Source organism: Elusimicrobiales bacterium, from assembly GCA_041651175.1.
Lineage (GTDB): Bacteria > Elusimicrobiota > Elusimicrobia > Elusimicrobiales > Elusimicrobiaceae > JAQTYB01.
In genome coordinates this window covers 145,715-164,528 of sequence record JBAZJT010000004.1, presented here as the reverse complement: position 1 = coordinate 164,528, position 18,814 = coordinate 145,715, and the positions used below count along the sequence as shown (strand labels likewise).

The window sequence follows — 18,814 nt, the reverse complement described above, 5'->3', positions numbered from 1 at the left end:
TCGGCTACGCAGACATTTGACCAGAGCATCGTAGGCAGCATCACGGGCAACGCGGCGACGGTTACGAATGGTATATACACGACGACCAGCGCGGCGGGGGACCTGGCCGGCACGTACCCGAACCCGACGCTGGCGACTAGCGGGGTAACCTCCGGCAGCTACGGTAACACCACGCAGGTTGCGCAGCTTACGGTTGACGCTAAAGGGCGTGTTACTGCGGCTACGAATGTAACCATCAGCGGTGTTGCGCCTGCCGGTAACGCTGCTGGCGAGTTGACCGGCACCTATCCCAACCCGACATTGGCGACCGCGCAAGGCAGCGCGCATACGTGGAGTGCAACGCAGACGTTCAGCCAGAGCATAATCGGCAGCATCACCGGCAACGCGGCTACCGTTACCAACGGTATCTATACCACCACGACGGCAGCGGGCGATTTGACGGGGACGTATCCGAACCCGACGCTGGCCACCAGCGGGGTAACCAGCGGGACATACGGCAACGGGACGCAGGTGGCGCAGGTTACGGTGGACGCGAAAGGCCGCGTAACCTCGGTTACGAATGTAACAGTAACCGGCGCGGCGCCCACCGGCAATGCGGCGGGCGAACTGACGGGTACCTATCCGAACCCGACTTTAGCGACCGCGCAGAGCAGTGCGCATACGTGGTCCGCCGCGCAGACATTTGACCAGAGCATCGTAGGCAGCATAACGGGCAACGCGGCGACGGTTACGAATGGTATATACACGACGACCAGCGCGGCTGGTGATTTGACCGGTACCTACCCGAATCCGACATTGGCGACTTCGCAGACCGGCGCGCATACCTGGAGCGGGTCGCAGACGTTCACCGGCGCGGTGAGGGTCAATACAAGCGGGGACAGCGTTCTGATAAGCAGCTACAAGCCGGCCAGCGCAAGCGGTTACAACATATTCATTGGCGGCGGCGGGCAGAGTTCTTCCTATACGAGCGGCAACGACGGCTCTTACAACAGCTTTTTCGGGATAAATGCCGGCAGTTCCAACACAACAGGCAATTACAATACCGCCGTCGGCTATCAGGCTTTGGTGTCCAACACGTCTGGGCGTTTCAATATCGCCAATGGCGCATCCGTGCTTGAGTACAACACCACGGGTAGTTGGAATAATGCGGTGGGCATGTATGCGCTTGAGTACAACACCACAGGTAATTACAACTCGGCTTTGGGCCATGCGTCCGGCATGTATTACGGAACAGGGACCGGGCAGAACCAGACGGGTTCCAATTCGGTGTATCTGGGGTCTGACGCAAGGCCAGCAGCGGACGGAGAGACCAATCAAATTGTCATCGGGTATGCGGCGCGGGGTAACGGGAGCAATAGCGTAACATTGGGCAATAGCAGCATTACCAAGACCGTGCTGTACGGCAGTGTCGGGATAGGGACGACAGCGCCGACGGCGAACGCTTTGGATGTAACCGGTTCCGGCAGCAACACTGGCGTACGGATAGCGGCGGGTGTGCCGACAAACACGACGGCTGCACTGTACAATAACGGCGGCAGCCTGTACTGGAACGGCAGTCAGGTGGGCGGGCCGCCGTCCGGCGCGGCAGCGGGCGACCTTACAGGGACCTATCCGAACCCGACGCTGGCGACCAGTGGCGTAACTTCAGGGAGCTACGGCAATACCACGCAGGTTGCGCAGCTTACGGTTGACGCGAAAGGGCGCATCACTTCGGCGACCAATGTAACCATCAGCGGGGTGGCTCCGTCCGGCAGCGCGGCGGGCGAACTGACGGGGACCTATCCGAATCCAACTTTAGCGACCGCGCAAGGCAGCGCGCATACATGGAGCGCGGCGCAGACATTCTCACAGAGCATAATCGGCAGTATCACCGGCAACGCGGCGACCGTGACGAACGGTATTTATACGACCACGACAGCGGCTGGCGACTTAACCGGCACCTATCCGAACCCGACGCTGGCGACCAGTGGTGTAACTTCAGGCAGCTATGGCAACACCACACAAGTTCCGCAGCTTGTGGTGGATGCGAAAGGGCGCATTACATCGGCTACGAATATGACTATAAGCGGTGTTGCACCCTCCGGCGCTGCGGCGGGTGACTTAACCGGGACCTATCCCAACCCGACTTTAGCGACCGCGCAGACCGGCGCGCATACGTGGTCGGCTACGCAGACATTCACGGGCGCGGTGAATATCACCACAAGCGGACAAGACATTCTGATGAGCAGCTACAAGCCTTCCGGCGCCAGCGGTTATAACATATTCATCGGCGGGGGCGGTCAGAGCTCCTCCTATACGAGCGGCAGCGATGGGTCCTATAACAGCTTTTTCGGAGTGGATGCCGGTAACGACAACACCACAGGAGCTTCCAATACTGCGATTGGCAGTCAGGCGCTTTACTACAATACCACGGGCATCATCAATACCGCCGTTGGCAAGGAAGCGTTGCGTGGTGTTTCCGGGCAAAGTTCCGGCAATTGGAATACTGCCATTGGCAATTCCGCGCTTTACACTAATACGGGCAGCTATAACACGGTTGTGGGCGTCAATGCGGCAGCATATAATACCACGGGAGCGTATAACACGGTTGTTGGAGTTAATGCCGGCCTGCTTTACGGAGCTGGACCGGGGCATAACCAGACGCCGTCCAGTTCGATCTACATAGGTTACGAGGCAAGGCCTGCGGCTGATGCTGAGACCAATGAAATCGTAATTGGCGCTTCGGCCATAGGCAACGGGAGCAACACCGCGACGTTGGGCAACAGCAGCATTACCAAGACCGTGCTGCAGGGGAGCGTGGGGATAGGGACAATCAATCCGTCAACGGCTTTGCAGGTGGTGGGGACGGTTACGGCTACGGCGTTTTCGGGCAACGGGTCCGCGCTGACGAATGTGTCGCCCGGCGGGTCGGCGGCGGGGGACCTCACTGGTACCTACCCGAATCCGACATTGGCGACTAGTGGTGTAACTTCAGGCAGCTACGGTAACACCACACAGGTAGCGCAGCTTACGGTTGACGCTAAAGGGCGGGTTACTGCGGCCACGAATGTAACCATCAGCGGCGTTGCGCCTGCCGGTTCAGCGGCTGGTGATTTGACGGGGACGTATCCGAATCCGACATTGGCCGGCACGCAGACCGGCGCACATACGTGGTCGGCTACACAGACATTCACGGGCGCGGTAAACATCACCACCAGCGGGCAAGACATTCTGGTAAGCAGCTACAAGCCGGCCAGCGCAACCGGTTATAACATATTCATCGGCGGGGGCGGCCAGAGTTCCTCCTATACGAGCGGCAGCGACGGCTCTTACAACAGCTTTTTCGGGAAGGGTGCCGGACAGGGCAACACCACGGGCGCTCTCAATACCGCCATCGGTTATTCGGCGCTTTACACCAACTCTTCGGGTACAAATAATACCGCCAACGGCGTCAACGCGCTTCAGTACAACACCACGGGCAGCAACAATACCGCCGGCGGCGCCGCCGCGCTTGCCTACAACACCACAGGCGCACAGAATACCGCCACCGGCTATCAGGCAATGCTGGGCGTGTCCGGCCAAAGCACGGGCAGCAATAATGCCGCTTATGGTTATCAGGCGCTTGCCGGCAACACCACGGGCGGCAATAACGCCGCTTATGGTTATCAGGCGCTTCAGTACAACACCACAGGCTTGCAGAATACCGCCAACGGCTATCAGGCGCTTCGCCAAAACACCACAGGCAGCGATAATACCGCCACCGGCATGTATGCGATGCTGGGCGTGTCCGGCCAAAGCACGGGCAGCTATAACACGGCCAACGGTTATCAGGCGCTTGCCGGCAACACCACCGGCGCCAATAATTCGGCTGATGGTTATGAAGCGCTCTTCTACAACACCACGGGCAGCAATAATATCGCTATCGGCAGCCAGGCGGGCATGTATTACGGCGCGGGAACCGGACAGAATGCGACCTCGGTCAATTCAGTTTACCTGGGTACCGATGCAAGACCGTCCGCGGACGGCGGCAGCAATGAAGTTGTTATCGGCTATGCGGCCCGGGGTAACGGGAGCAACAGCGTAACATTGGGCAACAGCAGTATCACAAAGACCGTGTTGCAGGGGAGCGTGGGGATAGGGACAATCAATCCGTCAACGGCATTGCAGGTGGTGGGGACGGTTACGGCTACGGCGTTCTCGGGCAACGGGTCCGCGCTGACGAATGTGTCGCCCGGCGGGTCTGCGGCGGGCGACCTGACCGGTACCTATCCGAACCCGACACTGGCGACGAGCGGTGTAACTTCAGGCAGTTACGGCAACACCACGCAGGTTGCGCAGCTTACTGTTGACGCGAAGGGGCGGGTTACTGCGGCCACGAATGTAACCATCAGCGGCGTTGCGCCTGCCGGTTCAGCGGCTGGTGATTTGACGGGGACGTATCCGAATCCGACATTGGCCGGCACGCAGACCGGCGCGCATACCTGGAGCGGGTCGCAGACGTTTACCGGCGCGGTCAATGTTACCACTAGCGGGCAGGATGTTTTGATAAGCAGTTTCAAGCCGACGGGCGCCATCGGGTATAACATATTTGTCGGCGGGGGCGGGCAGAACTCCTCTTTTACAAGCGGCAGCGCCGGGTCATACAACAGCTTTTTCGGGGCAACTGCCGGCATTAGCAACACATCGGGCGCTTTCAATACCGCTTTTGGTTATGCGTCCCAGCATGGCGTTACTACGGGTCTGGGAAATATCGGTGTCGGCGTGGCTGCGCTGTATTACAACGTTACCGGTTCAAACAACACCGCCATAGGCCATTATTCGATGTTCGGCGCATCGGCCCAGAGTTCCGACAACAACACTGCGGTCGGCAGCCAGACGCTCTATAGCAACACGACTGGCGGCAATAATACCGCCAATGGTGATCAGGCGCTTTATTACAACACCACAGGCAGCCAGAATACCGCCATCGGCGCAAGCGCGATGCTGGGCGTGTCCGGCCAAAGCACGGGCAGCTATAATACCGCCAATGGTTATCAGGCGCTTCGCGGCAATACCACAGCCAACTATAATGCCGCCTATGGCTATGCGGCGCTTTACAGTAATACCACAGGCGAACAGAATACCGCCATCGGGCAGAGCGCGCTTTATTACAATACCGCAGGCAACTATAATACCGCCACGGGTTCCGGCGCGCTTTCTGCCAATACTGGCAGCAATAACACCGCCAACGGTTTTTTGGCGCTTTACAACAACACCACCGGCGCCTATAATACCGCCGTTGGCAATGAAGCCGGGCGGTATTACGGCGCGGGAACCGGCCAGAATGCGACGCCGAGCAACTCAGTCTATCTGGGCTACGACGCAAGGCCGGCGGCGGATGCGGAGACTAATGAAATCGTAATCGGCTCCACGGCCAGAGGCAACGGGAGCAACAGCGCGACGCTGGGCAACAGCAGCATCACAAAGACCGTGCTGTATGGCAGTGTTGGGATAGGGACGGTGAACCCCACCGCGAACGCTTTGGATGTGACGGGTTCCGGCAGCAACACGGGTATAAGGATAGCGGCGGGCGTGCCGACGAATACGACGGCTGCGCTGTATAATAACGGCGGCAGCCTGTACTGGAACGGCAGCCAGGTGGGCGGGCCGCCGTCCGGCAGCGCGGCAGGCGAACTGACTGGAACATATCCAAACCCGACTTTGGCGACCGCGCAGGGCAGCGCGCATACATGGAGCGCGGCGCAGACCTTCAGCCAGAGTATAGTAGGCAGCATAACGGGCAACGCGGCCACTGTTACAAACGGCATTTACACCACCACGACGGCAGCGGGCGATTTAACCGGAACTTATCCGAATCCGACGCTGGCAACCAGCGGGGTTACCAGCGGCAGCTACGGCAGCGGGACGCAGGTTGCGCAGCTTACCGTTGACGCGAAAGGGCGGGTTACGGCGGCGACCAATGTTACGATAAGCGGCGTTGCGCCTGCCGGTTCAGCGGCTGGTGATTTGACGGGGACGTATCCGAACCCGACATTGGCGACTGCGCAGGGCAGCGCGCATACGTGGTCGGCGGCGCAGACGTTTACCGACGCGGTGAATATCACTACCAGTGGAGAAGATATTCTGATAAGCAGCTACAAACCGTCCGGCGCAGTCGGCCACAACATATCCATTGGCGGCGGCGGGCAGAGTTCCTCCTATACGAGCGGCGGCGACGGCTCTTACAACAGCTTCTTCGGGAGGTATGCCGGTAGTGGCAACACCACGGGTAACGCCAATACCGCCATCGGTTATGCGGCGCTTTACACCAACTCTTCGGGTATAGCTAATACCGCCAACGGCGTCAGCACGCTTAAGTATAGCACCACGGGCGGTTATAATAGCGCGTATGGCTATCAGGCGCTCGTATACTACACCACCGGCAACTATAATACCGCCATCGGCGGAAATGCGATGTTAGGCGTGGCAGGCCAAAGCACGGGCGGCTATAACACCGCCACTGGTTATTCGGCGCTTGCCGGCAATACCACAGGCGTCAATAATGCGGCTTTTGGGGTTAACGCGCTCAATTTCAACACCACGGGCAACAATAATACCGCCAACGGGTATCAGGCAATGCTTGGCGTATCCGGCCAAAGCACGGGCGGCGACAATTCGGCATTTGGCGCGGCTGCGCTTGGCGGGTATACCACGGGTGCCAACAACTCGGCTTTCGGTTATGCTGCACTTTACCACATCACCACGGCTGACAATAACATTGCGATGGGTTATAATGCCGGGCGATATTACGGAACGGGAACCGGTCAGAATGCGACCTCGTACAATTCGGTTTACCTGGGTACCGATGCAAGGCCGTCCGCCGACGGCGACAGCAATGAAATCGTTATCGGCTACGCTGCCAGAGGCAACGGGAGCAACAGCGTAACATTGGGCAATGCCAGCATCACCAAGACGGTGCTGCAGGGGAGCGTGGGGATAGGGACAATCAATCCGTCAACGGCATTGCAGGTTGTGGGGACGGTAACGGCTACGGCGTTCTCGGGCAATGGATCCGCGCTGACGAATGTGTCGCCCGGCGGGTCTGCGGCGGGGGATTTGACCGGCACCTACCCGAATCCGACGCTGGCGACAAGCGGGGTTACCAGCGGGAGCTACGGCAGCGGGACGCAGGTTGCGCAGCTTGTGGTTGATGCGAAAGGCCGGATAACTTCAGCGACGAATGTAACCATCACTGGCGCTGCGCCTACCGGAAACGCGGCTGGCGATTTGACCGGCACATACCCGAACCCGACATTGGCGACCGCGCAGACCGGCGCGCATACGTGGTCGGCGGCGCAGACATTCAGCACGGCGATAGCGGTAACCAACTACATCAACTTCTATGATGCGGCTTCCGCTACATTTTTAGGCAACGGCGCGGGAGCGGGAAATCTGAGCGACGGGTATTACAGCACGTTTGTCGGCTATCAGGCGGGCAATTCCAACACCACGGGCGACAGTAATACTTTTGTGGGCATGGAAGCCGGGAAAGCCAATACCACCGGCTCCGATAATTCCGGGTTTGGTTTGCAGGCGCTATATACCAACATTGCAGGCGTCCAGAATTCCGCTTTTGGTGAGAGGGCGCTATTTTATAACACCGGCAGTGATAATGCCGCTTTTGGCTATTATGCGGGGTACAAAACCACAGGCAACTATAATACCGCCATCGGCGCCAACGCGCTTAAAGAGAACACCACAGGCAGCAACAATACCGCCACCGGCATGTATGCGATGCTGGGCGTTTCAGGCCAAAGCACGGGCAGCTATAATACCGCCAATGGTTATGCGGCGCTTGCCGGCAATACCACAGGCGCCAATAATGCCGCCTATGGTTATTCGGCGCTTTACAGCAATACCACAGGCACACAGAATACCGCCATCGGCGCCGACGCGCTCTATTACAACACCACAGGCGCTAATAATACCGCCACCGGCATGTATGCGATGCAGGGCGTATCCGGCCAAAGCACGGGGAGCAACAATGCCGCTTATGGTTATCAGGCGCTTTACGGGAACACCACAGGAACTGGCAATAGCGCCACTGGCACCGCCGCGCTTTATAGCAACACCACGGGCAACTACAACGTTGCGATGGGGTATAATGCGGGCCGATATATAACCGCCGGCGGCGCGAACCAGACCACCGCCAACTCGGTTTATCTGGGTTACGACACGCGGCCCGCGGCGGACGGGGATACTAATGAAATAGTCATCGGCTATAACGCCAGAGGCAACGGGAGCAACAGCGTTACGTTGGGGAACACCAGTGTTACGAGAGCTGTTATCAGCAACCTGATGAATGTCGACAACGCTGTTGCCGGGACGTTCCTGGGCAACGCCGCAGGGGCGGCGAATGCGAGCGACGGTTTGTACAACACGCTTGTGGGTTGTCAGGCGGGCAACGCCACTACCACAGGGGACAGCAATACCGCCAACGGCTACCGCGCGCTTCTTTATAACACGACCGGGGGCAACAATACCGCTATCGGGTATGGGGCGATATTTGGCGTGTCCGGGGAAAGTGCCGGCAACAATAATACCGCCGTTGGTGCTGCCGCGCTTGGCTTCAATACCGGCTCCAACAACACGGGGGTTGGCGTGAGCGCCCTTGGCAGCAATACTGCCAACTACAATACCGCTGTGGGTATGCAGGCGCTTTTGTACAACACTTCGGGCGCCAATAATACCGCCAACGGGTATCAGGCGATGTACGGCGTGTCCGGCCAAAGCACGGGCGGTAATAACACCGCCAATGGGTATCAGGCGTTGTACGGCAACACCACAGGCGCCGGTAATGCCGCTTTTGGCTATCGGACGCTGTACTACAACACCACAGGCGGGTATAACACCGCTATCGGCTATCAGGCGGGCATGTATTACGGCACGGGAACCAGTCAGAATTTGACACCGACGAATTCAGTTTATCTCGGCTACGACGCAAGGCCGGCGGCTGACGCGGAGACCAATGAAATCGTAATCGGCTACGCGGGCAGAGGGAACGGCAGCAACAGCGCGACGTTGGGCAATGCCAGCATCACAAAGACGGTACTGCAGGGGAGCGTGGGGATAGGGTCAACGGCGCCGGTAGCCAAACTGGATGTTATCGGGACAACATGGCTCAACAACAGTTCCGGCGATACCGGCTTACGGGCGCTGGGGACAACAATAGCGGCGGCCCCCGGCAGCAACTATAGCTCCGGCACTGATCCCGGGGATGCGCTGCGAACTTTGACGGTTGTCGCCACAGGCTCCACCCGGCCCGCTATACTGACGCTGCGCAGTGTTGACGGTGGCTACAACGGTTTCTGGGACCTGGTGGCGGACCCGAACACCTCCAAATTCTATCTGAGCGTGCCCGGCTCCGTGCCGGCGCTTACGGTTACAACCGGCAACTTAATCGGCATAGGCAGCACCGCGCCGGCGGGACGGCTGGATGTGGCCGGCACGTTCTACACCGAGGCCGGCTCTATAAGAATGCGCGCGCAGGACGGCTCCAACGAAGGCGCCGAGATAACCATGACCGGCGCGGGTTCCAATGGCAGCTTCACATTTGACAATTACGGCGGCGATGGGCGCTTCTTCTGGAATGATTCCAGCGCGCACACAATGTCCATATTCAACGCCGGAGCCGGTTCGGCGAAGCTGACGGTGACAGGGGATGTGTACGCCAACAACTATTATCACAATTCGGATGAACGGCTGAAAACCGATATTAACACCAGCAAGGGGTTGGACATCATCACCAAACTGCGCGGCGTGAGCTTCAAATGGAAATCGGACGGACAGCGTGACGACGGCATTATAGCTCAGGAGCTTGAAAAAGTCATGCCCGAGGCCGTGCGGACGACGCGCGAGGGATTTAAGGTGGTATCATACGACGCCATGGCGGCCCCGATGATAGAGTCGGTCAAGGAACTCAAGGCCGCCAGCGACAGGCAGGATGAGGAAATGAAGGCCCTCCGGGCGGAGAACGCGGCGCAGGCCGAGGCTATCCGGGCGCTGACCAACCGGCTTAAAGCCCTTGAGGACAAGCAGGGGAAATAGCTTCCACAGGCTGGTAATCCGTGATAAAAGCTGTTAAAGACGGGACCGCTTTACGGCGGGGAGTTTTTATCCACAGATTGATCACAGATTTTGAGTTATGCGCAATTTTGCGCATAAAATTTTCCGAGCAGGCCTGTTGGCCTGTAAGGAAAATTTTAGAAGCAAATATGAAGCGATTTTTTGGCGAATTCCGCAAGCCAACTGAAACATTCAGGTAACCCGGAAATTGCAGTTGGATTGCGGAATTCGGCGGTGGCTGGCGGGACATTCCTGTGCATAATTTTCCTTACATACCCTGCGGGTATGCTCGTCAAATTCTGCGTCGGACTGTCCGCGCCAGCTGCCGCCTCGGTTCTCGCAACCAACTGCAATTTCCGGGGTAAGGGAAAGAGTCTGGATAATCTGTGAAAATCTGTGATCAATCTGTGGATAAACCGCCGTTTGCCGTTGCCGTTCATCCGCCGCGCGCGGTTTGTGTTGACTTGCCCGTTTCAGAGAAGGTAAAATTTGCGCATGGGTAAAAAAGTTTTCATAGTTGAGGATTCGCCGGAACTGCTGGAAGTCATAGAAGCCGCATTGCGCCAGGAAGGGTTTGAGGTCGCCGGGCAGGAAACGGGCAGAAACGCAGTTGTCAAAATAAAGGAGACAATGCCCGACGTGATTCTGCTGGACGTCATTTTGCCCTGCATGGACGGCCACGCGATAGCAAGCCAGCTCTCGCAGGACGACACCACAAAGAAAATACCGATAGTGGTGATAACCGCGCTTGTCCAGTCCAAATCGCTGTTTGACAAGTTCGGGCAGGTGAAGTCTTTCGTGACAAAGCCGTTTTCCGCGTCGGAGCTGGTGTCGGTAATCAAGACCGCGGTTTGAATATCGCAGACCGCGCCGTTGCGCTGTGATTGCGGGGGCAAACCCTCTGGCAGATATCGCAGCCGTCGGCGCGGTCGCCGCATAAAAGGGCGTCTTTTTCCGAAAGCGGAGTTTTGCGGGGGATGTTCCGCCACGACGAGCAGAGGGCGGGGTTCAGCCTGTAATCCGATAACGCGCCGTTGGAGCAGGCGGCCAGGCAGGCTTTGCAATCGCCGCAGCCGGAGTATCCGGGCGCGGAATCCGGTTCCAGTTCCGCCGACAGCGCAATTCCTCCCAGCACCAGAAAACTGCCGCATTCCGGCGTAAGCAGCAATGTGTTCCTGCCTATCCAGCCAAGCCCGGCCCTGGCCGCCAGCGCCTTTTCCAGAACCGGGGAAGTGTCGCAGAAAATTTTCCCCTCAAGCCCCGGATATTTTTCCCGTGCGCGGGCCAGCATTTTTCTCAGCGCGGCTTTCACCGCCGCGTGATAATCAAGAACGGAAAAGGCCGCCGCTTTCACGGTTTTATATTTGAAAAAATGGCTGTCCAGCGCGTGGCCGCGCAGTTTCATGCGCGCGTCCAGCTCCGCCGGCGGCATTTCAAGCCGCAGTTCCGGCAGCAGGCCGCCGTAGCCGAAGGCGCATATCAGCGCGGATTTCGCGGGGGGGAACCATTCCCTTATATCGGCGTGAAGGCGCGGCGGGCGGGCTATATATTCCATCCCCGGCGGCAGGCCGGAGCGGACGTATCCGGCGATGCGCGGGATTTCCGCCGAAAGCGGCTCCGCGGAGGCTATGCCGGCGGAAGTCGCGCCGCAGTCCAGCGCGATACCTTTTATCTCCGCCTTGAGGCCGCCTGCAATTCCCATGCCGAATACTTGTTCCAGAAATCGGAGAAGAAGGCTTTCAGAAACTCGTCGCGCGCGGGCGTTTTTCCGGTGATGCGTTTTACCGTCGTGGCCGAATCCAATTCCCGGGCCAGCGCGTTTGAGAGGTTGACGCCCATGCCAAGCGCTATCCATTCAGCCGACGCGCCGGCGCAGGGGGCCTCGGCCAGTATGCCGGATATTTTCCGGTACGCGCGTTTTGCCGGGTCAAGCGCAAGAACGTCGTTTGGCGGCTTGACGCGCGTTTTAAGGCCGTAGAGCGATTTCAGCGTCTTTGCCGCGCTTTCCGCCGCGGCTATGCCCAGCGCGCTCAAATCCGCCGGGGCGGCTTTGGGGCGCAGGATAAGGCTCATGTAAAGCCCGCCGGGCGCGGAGTGCCAGTTCCGCCCCAGCCGGCCCCTGCCGCCGGACTGCTCGCCGGCGATTACAAGGGTTCCCTGCGGCGCGCCGGTTTCGGCCAGCGCGCGGGCTATATCCTGGGTGCTTTGGGCGCGGTCCACATAAACCGTGGCGGCTATGCCGCGCAGCCCGCCGTCCACGGAGGGTTCAAAACGCGGGGCTTTGTCCGCAGCCGTCATCTTGAAACGCATATTTTGCAGTTGCATAGCTTGGCGGGGTCCGTGAAATGCCTCACCCCAACGACTCTTTCGTTTTTTTTGTCGGCGCGGGAATAGATTTTGTCAAAAAGCCGGTCTTCGCCGTTTTCCAGATAGCGTCTCAGGGCATAGGCGCAAATATCCGCGGCCTGAATGAGGCTTGTCAACTGGCTGTCAACAAACAGGGGAGTTTCTATGATGTGCGTTATTTCCCGCCAGGATGTGCCGCGCCTGTGGAATTCCATCATCAGGTCCCGCAGTTTTTTTGCGGTTGTCTGGTTATTGTCGTGAATCAGCACGCCCATGTTATCAGCGGACTGGCCGAGAGAGGTGACATCAAGATAGCATTCAAATCTGGAAACAAGCTGTTCAAAGGCCGATTCGGCCACAGAGACGCCGGGAAATTTTGCTCCGAAAAATGGTTTGTTCACACATTCGGCAAACAGGCGGATATGCCCCCATCCCCCTATTATGTCGGCAAACTGGGAGGCAAGCTCCCGGCGTTCGGCCAGGGTGAGATGGGTATACGGTTCGGTGTTTCTGTAATTTTTCCTTATCTGCGATACCTGTCCGGGATTGCTTTTCTGCAAACGCAGAATTTCCTCTTTCCTGAAAATCTCAACGCGTATTTTCCGTTCGGCGCGTGGCAAACCGTCAAAACCGGGGATTTGCTTCTGCTCAATAAGGGAACGCAGCAGCCAGCCGGTGTGAATTTCAGCGCCGGCTATGCCCCATCTCGTCTTCAGCGTGTTCACTGTCTGCTCAAATTTTTTCCATTCCAGAACAGGCAGCGAGATTCCGGCCAGCACGTAGTGGCTGGTGGTTCCGTCGTCCGGCGTTCCGGATTCATCCACGTAGCAGAAGTACATGATAAGCGGTCAAAAAAAAGCGACTGGGGATAAAGCCGTTCGGCTTTTCTTAGGAGACGCTAGGCGACTCCTCCCAGACGCTGTTATAGTATAACGGTTTTTCCGGCGGTTGTCAAACCCGCCATTTTCTTTTAGACTGTTCTAATATGAAACCGGCTGAGGCGGATTACTCGGGACTCTCCGAAAATCAGGATTTTTGCGGCTGGCGTGTCCGCGCGGTCTATACCAACCATCTCGGCGCGCCGGTGGGCGCGCGGTTTGTGCATCCCAACGGACTGCCGGCGGATTTGCTGCGCCTTAACTGCCTGCCGCAATTGTCAATCTGTTTTCAGACGCTGCCGGCTGGCGACGGGGGCGAGGCGCACGCGCTGGAGCATATAGTCCTGGGCAAAGGCAGGCAGGGCAAGCGGCTTAGCATGATGTTTGACGCCTGCCTGGCCGAAAACACCGCTGCCACCTATCCCGACATCACCAATTACCAGTTTTCCTGCGCCGGCGGAAAAGACGCCTTCCTGCGGCTGGCGGAGCGATTTTTCTCCGCGTTGCTGGAACCGGATTTCTCGGACGAGGAGGCGCGGCGCGAGATTTACAATGTTGACGCGGCGTTCTCCTCCTCCGGCTACGCGCTGGAGGAGAAGGGCACGGTCTACAACGAGATGCTGGCGGCGTCGGAAAAGCCGTCCTACGCGCTGTGGCGCGCGCTGGCGGAACTGGCCTACGGCGCGAACCACCCGCTGGCGCGGGAAAGCGGCGGCGCGCCGGAGGCCATGCGCGGGCTTTCCCCCGCGCTGGTGCGCGCTTTCCACGCCGCCAACTACAGGAATATGGCGCGCGCCGAACTGATAGCCGCGCTGCCGCCGGAAATGCCGCCGGGCGAGTTTCTGGAAAAACTCTCCGCCTGGCTGCCGCAGGGGGCGGGCGGCGGCGCGCAGGAAATGCCGGATTTCTCGCCTGCCGCCTCCGGGGAGATGGTGATAGCCCCCTATCCCTCCGGCGACGCGCAGTCGCCGCAGGACGCGGTTTTCGCCTGGAAACCGGCGCGGCGGCCCGGTTACGGCGAGAGGCTGGCGTTTTCGCTTTTCATGGAAATTCTGGCCGGGGGGGAGACGTCTTACCTGCACCGCGATTTGGTGGACAGCTCGTCGCATAAATGCGACTGCGGCGCGGCGGCGGTGGACGGCTTTGCCGAGGATGCGCCCTCCAATATCGCGGGGGTTTACGCCGCCGCGCTGCCGCCGGAAAATATCAGCCGGGCCATGCTTTCAGAAATGCGCGAGGTGATAACCGCGCGGGCGCAATGGATGGCGTCCGGCGCCGGCGCGGGGGAGATGCGCGAAAAGGCGGTCTCGCTTTTAAGCTCGCGGCGGCGGATGATGCTGAAATTTCTGGATAATCCTCCCAGATTCGGCGACAGGGGCGGCGGCATCGGCTGGCACCGCCATCTGCGGGCATTGGAGGAAACCGGCGGCTTTATACGCCCCGTCGCGCAGCTTGAGGCGATAGATGTTCTGGAGCGGCGCATAAACTCCGGCCAGAACATCTGGCGGGAGACCGCCGCCAAAAACGGGCTGGACGAAATCCCGTTCTGCTGCTCCTCCAAGCCGGACTCGCGGCTGCTGGAGCGGCGCGCCGCGGATAAAGCCGCCCGGCTGGATTATGCGCGCGGGGAACTGGAAACCCGTTTTAACGCGCGCGGCGAAGAGCCGTTAAAACTCAAATTTGAAGAGTCCCGGCGCGATACCCTGCGCCTGGAAAGCGAACTGGACGCAATTCCCAGGCCGCCTTTTGTGGAGAGCCCGCCGCTTACGCTGGACGACGGGATAACGGTTTTCCCGTCGGTATTGCCCTGCGGCGCGCCCGCGCTGGCCGCCACCGTGGGCGAGACGCCGTTTACGGACATAACCCTGTTTTTCAACCTCGCCGCGCTGAAGCCGGAGGATTGCCTCTGCGCGCCGCTGCTCTCAAGCGCGCTGGCGGATACGGGCGTTAAAACCGCCTCCGGTCAAACTCTGGATTACGCCGCCATGATAGAGCGCTGGCGGGCGGAGATATTCGCGCTGTCGTCTTTTGTCTCCTCCAACACCGCCACGGGCAGGGCGGAGATTGCGATATCCGCCTCCGCGGCGCGCGCGGAGGAAATTCCCGCCGCCGCCGCGTGGCTGGAAAACTGCCTGCTGCGCCATGACCTCTCCGCCGGGAACACGGCGCGGCTGCGCGATATTATAGACGAATCCGTCCAGGAAATACGCGGGATGTTCAACCATTCCGAAGAGCATTGGGCGCGCGACGCCGCCTCCGGCTTTTTCCACAGCGATGATGCGCTGTTTATGAGCCTGCACAGCCCGTTTACGGAACTGTTCCATCTGGAGCGGCTGCGCGTCATGCTCGCCGATGACGCGGCCCCGCGCGCGCTGGAGGAACTGGCCGCCTCCGGCGAACTGCGCCCCGGCGCGCCGCTGCCGCGCTGGCTGCTGGAATCGCTGGAGTGGAATATCCGCCGCTTCCCGCCGCAAAGCGCGCGCGGCGACACGGCTTTCCTGGCGGGAGAATTCCTGCGCGCGCTGCGCTCCGGCCCGGAGGGCGCGCTGGGCGGGTTGAAAGCCGCGCTGGGCAGACTGCTTGACCGCAACAATGCGCGCGCCGCCGTTGCCGGCTCGCCCGCCAATGCCGCCGCCGCGCTGCGCGCGGTTGACGCCGTGCTTTCCAAACTGCCCGCCGCCGCGGAACGCCCGGCTGCGCCCGCGGGCGCGGATATAGTCCTTTCCAATGTGCGAAAACGCAGTCCCGCCGCCGGGCGGCTGGTTCACGGCGCTTTCGTCAACGCCGCCGGCTCCTCCGGCGTGATTTTGACCAGGGCCGAAGGCGTGTCCTACAGGGATACGGACGAGGAGAAGCTGTGGCGGTTCCTCGCGCTTAAGCTGCTGGGCGGCGGCGGGCCGCACGGGCTGTTTATGAAAACATGGGACGCCGGGCTGGCCTACAGCAACGGAATAGGCGCAAACCCCGCCAGCGGAAAGTTCTCTTATTATGCCGAGCGCTGCCCCGACCTCCCGCTTACGCTGGAATTTGCCGCCTCCGTCGCGGAAAAGCCGGTGCCGCCGCAGCCGTATCTGGCGGATTACGCGCTGTCCAACTGTTTTGGCGATTACCGCGGCGGCGACTCGCCGTCCGCGCGCGGCTACGCCGCCGCCTGCGATTTCGCGGACGGACTTTCGCCGGAAATTGTGCGCCGGTTCAAGACCGCGCTGCTCTCGCTTGGCGCAAGGCCGGACGCGCCCGCCGAACTTTCCCGCCGCGCGCCGCTGGCGGCGGGGCGCGCGCTGCCGCTGCCGGGCAGGCCGCTGTCAAAAGAGCCGGGGGCCAAAACTTTCGCCATCGCGCCGGAGGCGATGGCGCTGAAATACGGACGCTGGCTTGAAGGCCGCGGCGAGACGGAGCCGCTTGTCCTTGTGTATCCGCGCGACTTCTGGGTTTACTAAAGTATGCCGATGACTGTTCTGATTGCGTTATTTCTGCTCTGCGCCGACTGCCGGGCGCAGCAGGCGGTTTCGCTTTCGCTCTCCGGCTGCGAGGAGGCGGCGTTTTCCTCGTCGCATCAGCTTAAAAGCGCGCGGGCCGAGCTTGCCGCCGCCATCAGCGCGGAGAATGCGCTGCTCTCGCCGCTGTATCCGCGCATTGCAATGGAAGGCTGGCTGAAATACTCCGGCGTTATTCCGGCGATGACGCTGCCCATAGTCGGAAAGCAGTATCTGGGCGACAACTGGAATTATTCCATAGGCCCCGCCGCCTACTGGACAGTTTACGACGCCGGGGCGCGCGCCCTGGCGCATGAAAGCGCCGACAAGCTGGCGCTGGCAAAGGAAGAGGAAGTAAAAAACATCTCCCGCCAGGTCGCCCTTGCCGCGCGCATGGCTTATTTCCGGGCGCAATACTCGCTGGAGCGGCTGTATCTGGTGGCGGGCCAGCACAAGCTGGCGGCGGAGCAGTACCGCGACATCTCGCTCAACGCCGCCGCCGGCGTAAAGACCCGGCTGGACGAACTGATGTCCCACCAGCAATTGCTGGAGCGCGGCAGGCAGCTGCGCCAGGCGCGCAGCGACTTGTCCGCCGCGCTGCGCGCGCTGTGCGCCGTCTCCGGCGACGAGTGCGGCTACGACCCCTCGCTGCCGCTGGACTGGCGGCTGAATTACCGCGATTACGGCATAGAGCCGCCCACCGCGCTTGTCTCCGCGGAGCCCGCCGCCGGCCTGCTTGAGAAAATGCGCCGCTACGCCGCCGCCAAACCGGATTTCAACAGCCCCGGCCTGCGCGCGCTGGAACTGTCGGCCTCGTCTTACCGCGCGGCGGCGCAAAGCCGGCTGGCCGACACGGGGCCGAAAATAACATTGTCCGCGCGCTCGGCGCTGGAATATCCCAACGGCCCGTCGCTGTATAGTTTCGGGCAGAATTCCGCAGGGGCGGCGGTTTCATTCCCGCTTTTTGAAAGCGGCAAAAACGGTTTTCTCTCGCAGCAGCAGGAGAGCATGGCCCTCTCCGCCGACGAGCGCCGCCTCCAGCTTGTCCGCGAAATCCGGCGCGATTTCGGCGAGGCGGCGGACGCCTTCGCCTCGCTTGAGGCGCAGCAGCGGCTCAATATCCAGGCCGCAAAGGAGGCCGAGGAGGCCGCCCGGCTGACGTATGATTCCTACAACGCGGGCCGTTCCACCTATCTGGAGCTGGAGGCCGCCAACCTGCGCGAGCTGGAGGCCAAAACCCAGACCGCGCTGACCGACGCGCAGATGCTGATGGAGCTTGCGCTGCTGGCAAGCCTGGAGTGATTATGGATAAACGCAAAATCGCCGTCATTGCCGCCGTTGCGGCTGCCGCCGCGCTGGCCTGGAATTTCCGGGCGAAAAAACCCTTTCTTTACGCCGCCACCATAGAGGCCACCGAGATAGACCTCTCCGCCCGCATCTCCGGCCAGATAACCGGCTACGGCGCGGAGGAGGGCGGCTCCGTCAAAAAAGGCCGGACGCTGGTATCGCTGGACTGCGATGACGCCAAACTCGCCGCGGATATCGCGCGCAAGGATTACGAGCGCGCCGTCGGGCTGCACGAGTCCGGCTCGCTTTCGCGCGAGAATTTCGACAGGCTCAAGTACCGCAGCGACGACGCCGCGCTGCGCGCCTCCTGGTGCGTCATAAAATCTCCGGTGGACGGCAAAATGCTCTACAAGCACCGCGAAAACGGCGAGCTGGTGCAGCCCGGAACCAAGCTGGCCACCGTGGCGGATTTGAGCGAGGTTTACGGCTGGGTCTATGTCCCGCACGACATGATAGCCAAACTCTCCACGGGCATGGAAGTAACGGGGTATCTGCCGGAGCTGGGGCAAAAAGAATTTCCCGGAAAAATCGCCGTCGTCAACGACGAGGCGGAGTTCACCCCCAAAAACGTCCAGACGCGCAAAGAACGCACCCGCCTTGTCTTCGGTGTTAAAGTGGTGTTCAAAAACCCGGAAAACCTGCTCAAGCCCGGCATGACGGTGGAAGTCCGGCTGCCGGAGTGAT

Annotated in this window: 8 protein-coding genes; 5 read left to right on the top strand and 3 right to left on the bottom strand. The window is 60.2% G+C overall.

Going from position 1 to position 18,814, the window contains the following annotated elements; translation table 11 throughout:
- On the top strand, positions 1 to 10,065 hold a 10,065-nt coding region (locus tag WC421_04015), incomplete at its 5' end, for a tail fiber domain-containing protein (GenBank protein ID MFA5161392.1).
- A gap of 513 nt (positions 10,066 to 10,578) precedes the next feature.
- Positions 10,579 to 10,938 carry a response regulator gene (locus WC421_04010; protein ID MFA5161391.1) on the top strand — a complete coding sequence of 120 codons (360 nt, stop codon included), beginning with the start codon at positions 10,579 to 10,581 and terminating at the stop codon, positions 10,936 to 10,938.
- Here the strand turns inward: WC421_04010 and WC421_04005 are convergent.
- Genes WC421_04005 through WC421_03995 form a run of 3 tightly spaced genes read right to left on the bottom strand, consistent with a single transcriptional unit; the run spans position 10,922 to position 13,268 of the window.
- Positions 10,922 to 11,785 (bottom strand): 4Fe-4S double cluster binding domain-containing protein, encoded by an 864-nt coding sequence (locus WC421_04005; GenBank protein MFA5161390.1) that lies wholly within the window; start codon positions 11,783 to 11,785, stop codon positions 10,922 to 10,924. The genes WC421_04010 and WC421_04005 overlap by 17 nt on opposite strands.
- Positions 11,752 to 12,381 carry a biotin--[acetyl-CoA-carboxylase] ligase gene (locus WC421_04000; protein ID MFA5161389.1) on the bottom strand — a complete coding sequence of 210 codons (630 nt, stop codon included), beginning with the start codon at positions 12,379 to 12,381 and terminating at the stop codon, positions 11,752 to 11,754. The genes WC421_04005 and WC421_04000 overlap by 34 nt, the downstream gene beginning before the upstream one ends.
- Complete coding sequence (locus tag WC421_03995) at positions 12,378 to 13,268, bottom strand: DUF3800 domain-containing protein (GenBank protein ID MFA5161388.1); 891 nt, start codon at positions 13,266 to 13,268, stop codon at positions 12,378 to 12,380. Before WC421_03995 ends, WC421_04000 begins: the two co-directional genes overlap by 4 nt.
- A 146-nt stretch (positions 13,269 to 13,414) precedes the next feature.
- Here WC421_03995 and WC421_03990 point away from each other — a divergent pair, with 146 nt between their 5' ends.
- Genes WC421_03990 through WC421_03980 form a run of 3 tightly spaced genes read left to right on the top strand, consistent with a single transcriptional unit; the run spans position 13,415 to position 18,813 of the window.
- A complete protein-coding gene (locus tag WC421_03990) occupies positions 13,415 to 16,747 on the top strand; it encodes a hypothetical protein (protein ID MFA5161387.1) in 3,333 nt (1,110 codons plus the stop codon).
- Between the two features lie 9 nt (positions 16,748 to 16,756).
- Positions 16,757 to 18,085, top strand: coding sequence for a TolC family protein (locus tag WC421_03985; protein MFA5161386.1), 1,329 nt, complete (start codon positions 16,757 to 16,759; stop codon positions 18,083 to 18,085).
- Between the two features lie 2 nt (positions 18,086 to 18,087).
- Entirely contained in the window at positions 18,088 to 18,813 is a 726-nt protein-coding gene (locus tag WC421_03980) for an efflux RND transporter periplasmic adaptor subunit (GenBank protein MFA5161385.1), read from the top strand.
- The last annotated feature ends 1 nt before the right edge of the window (position 18,814 follow it).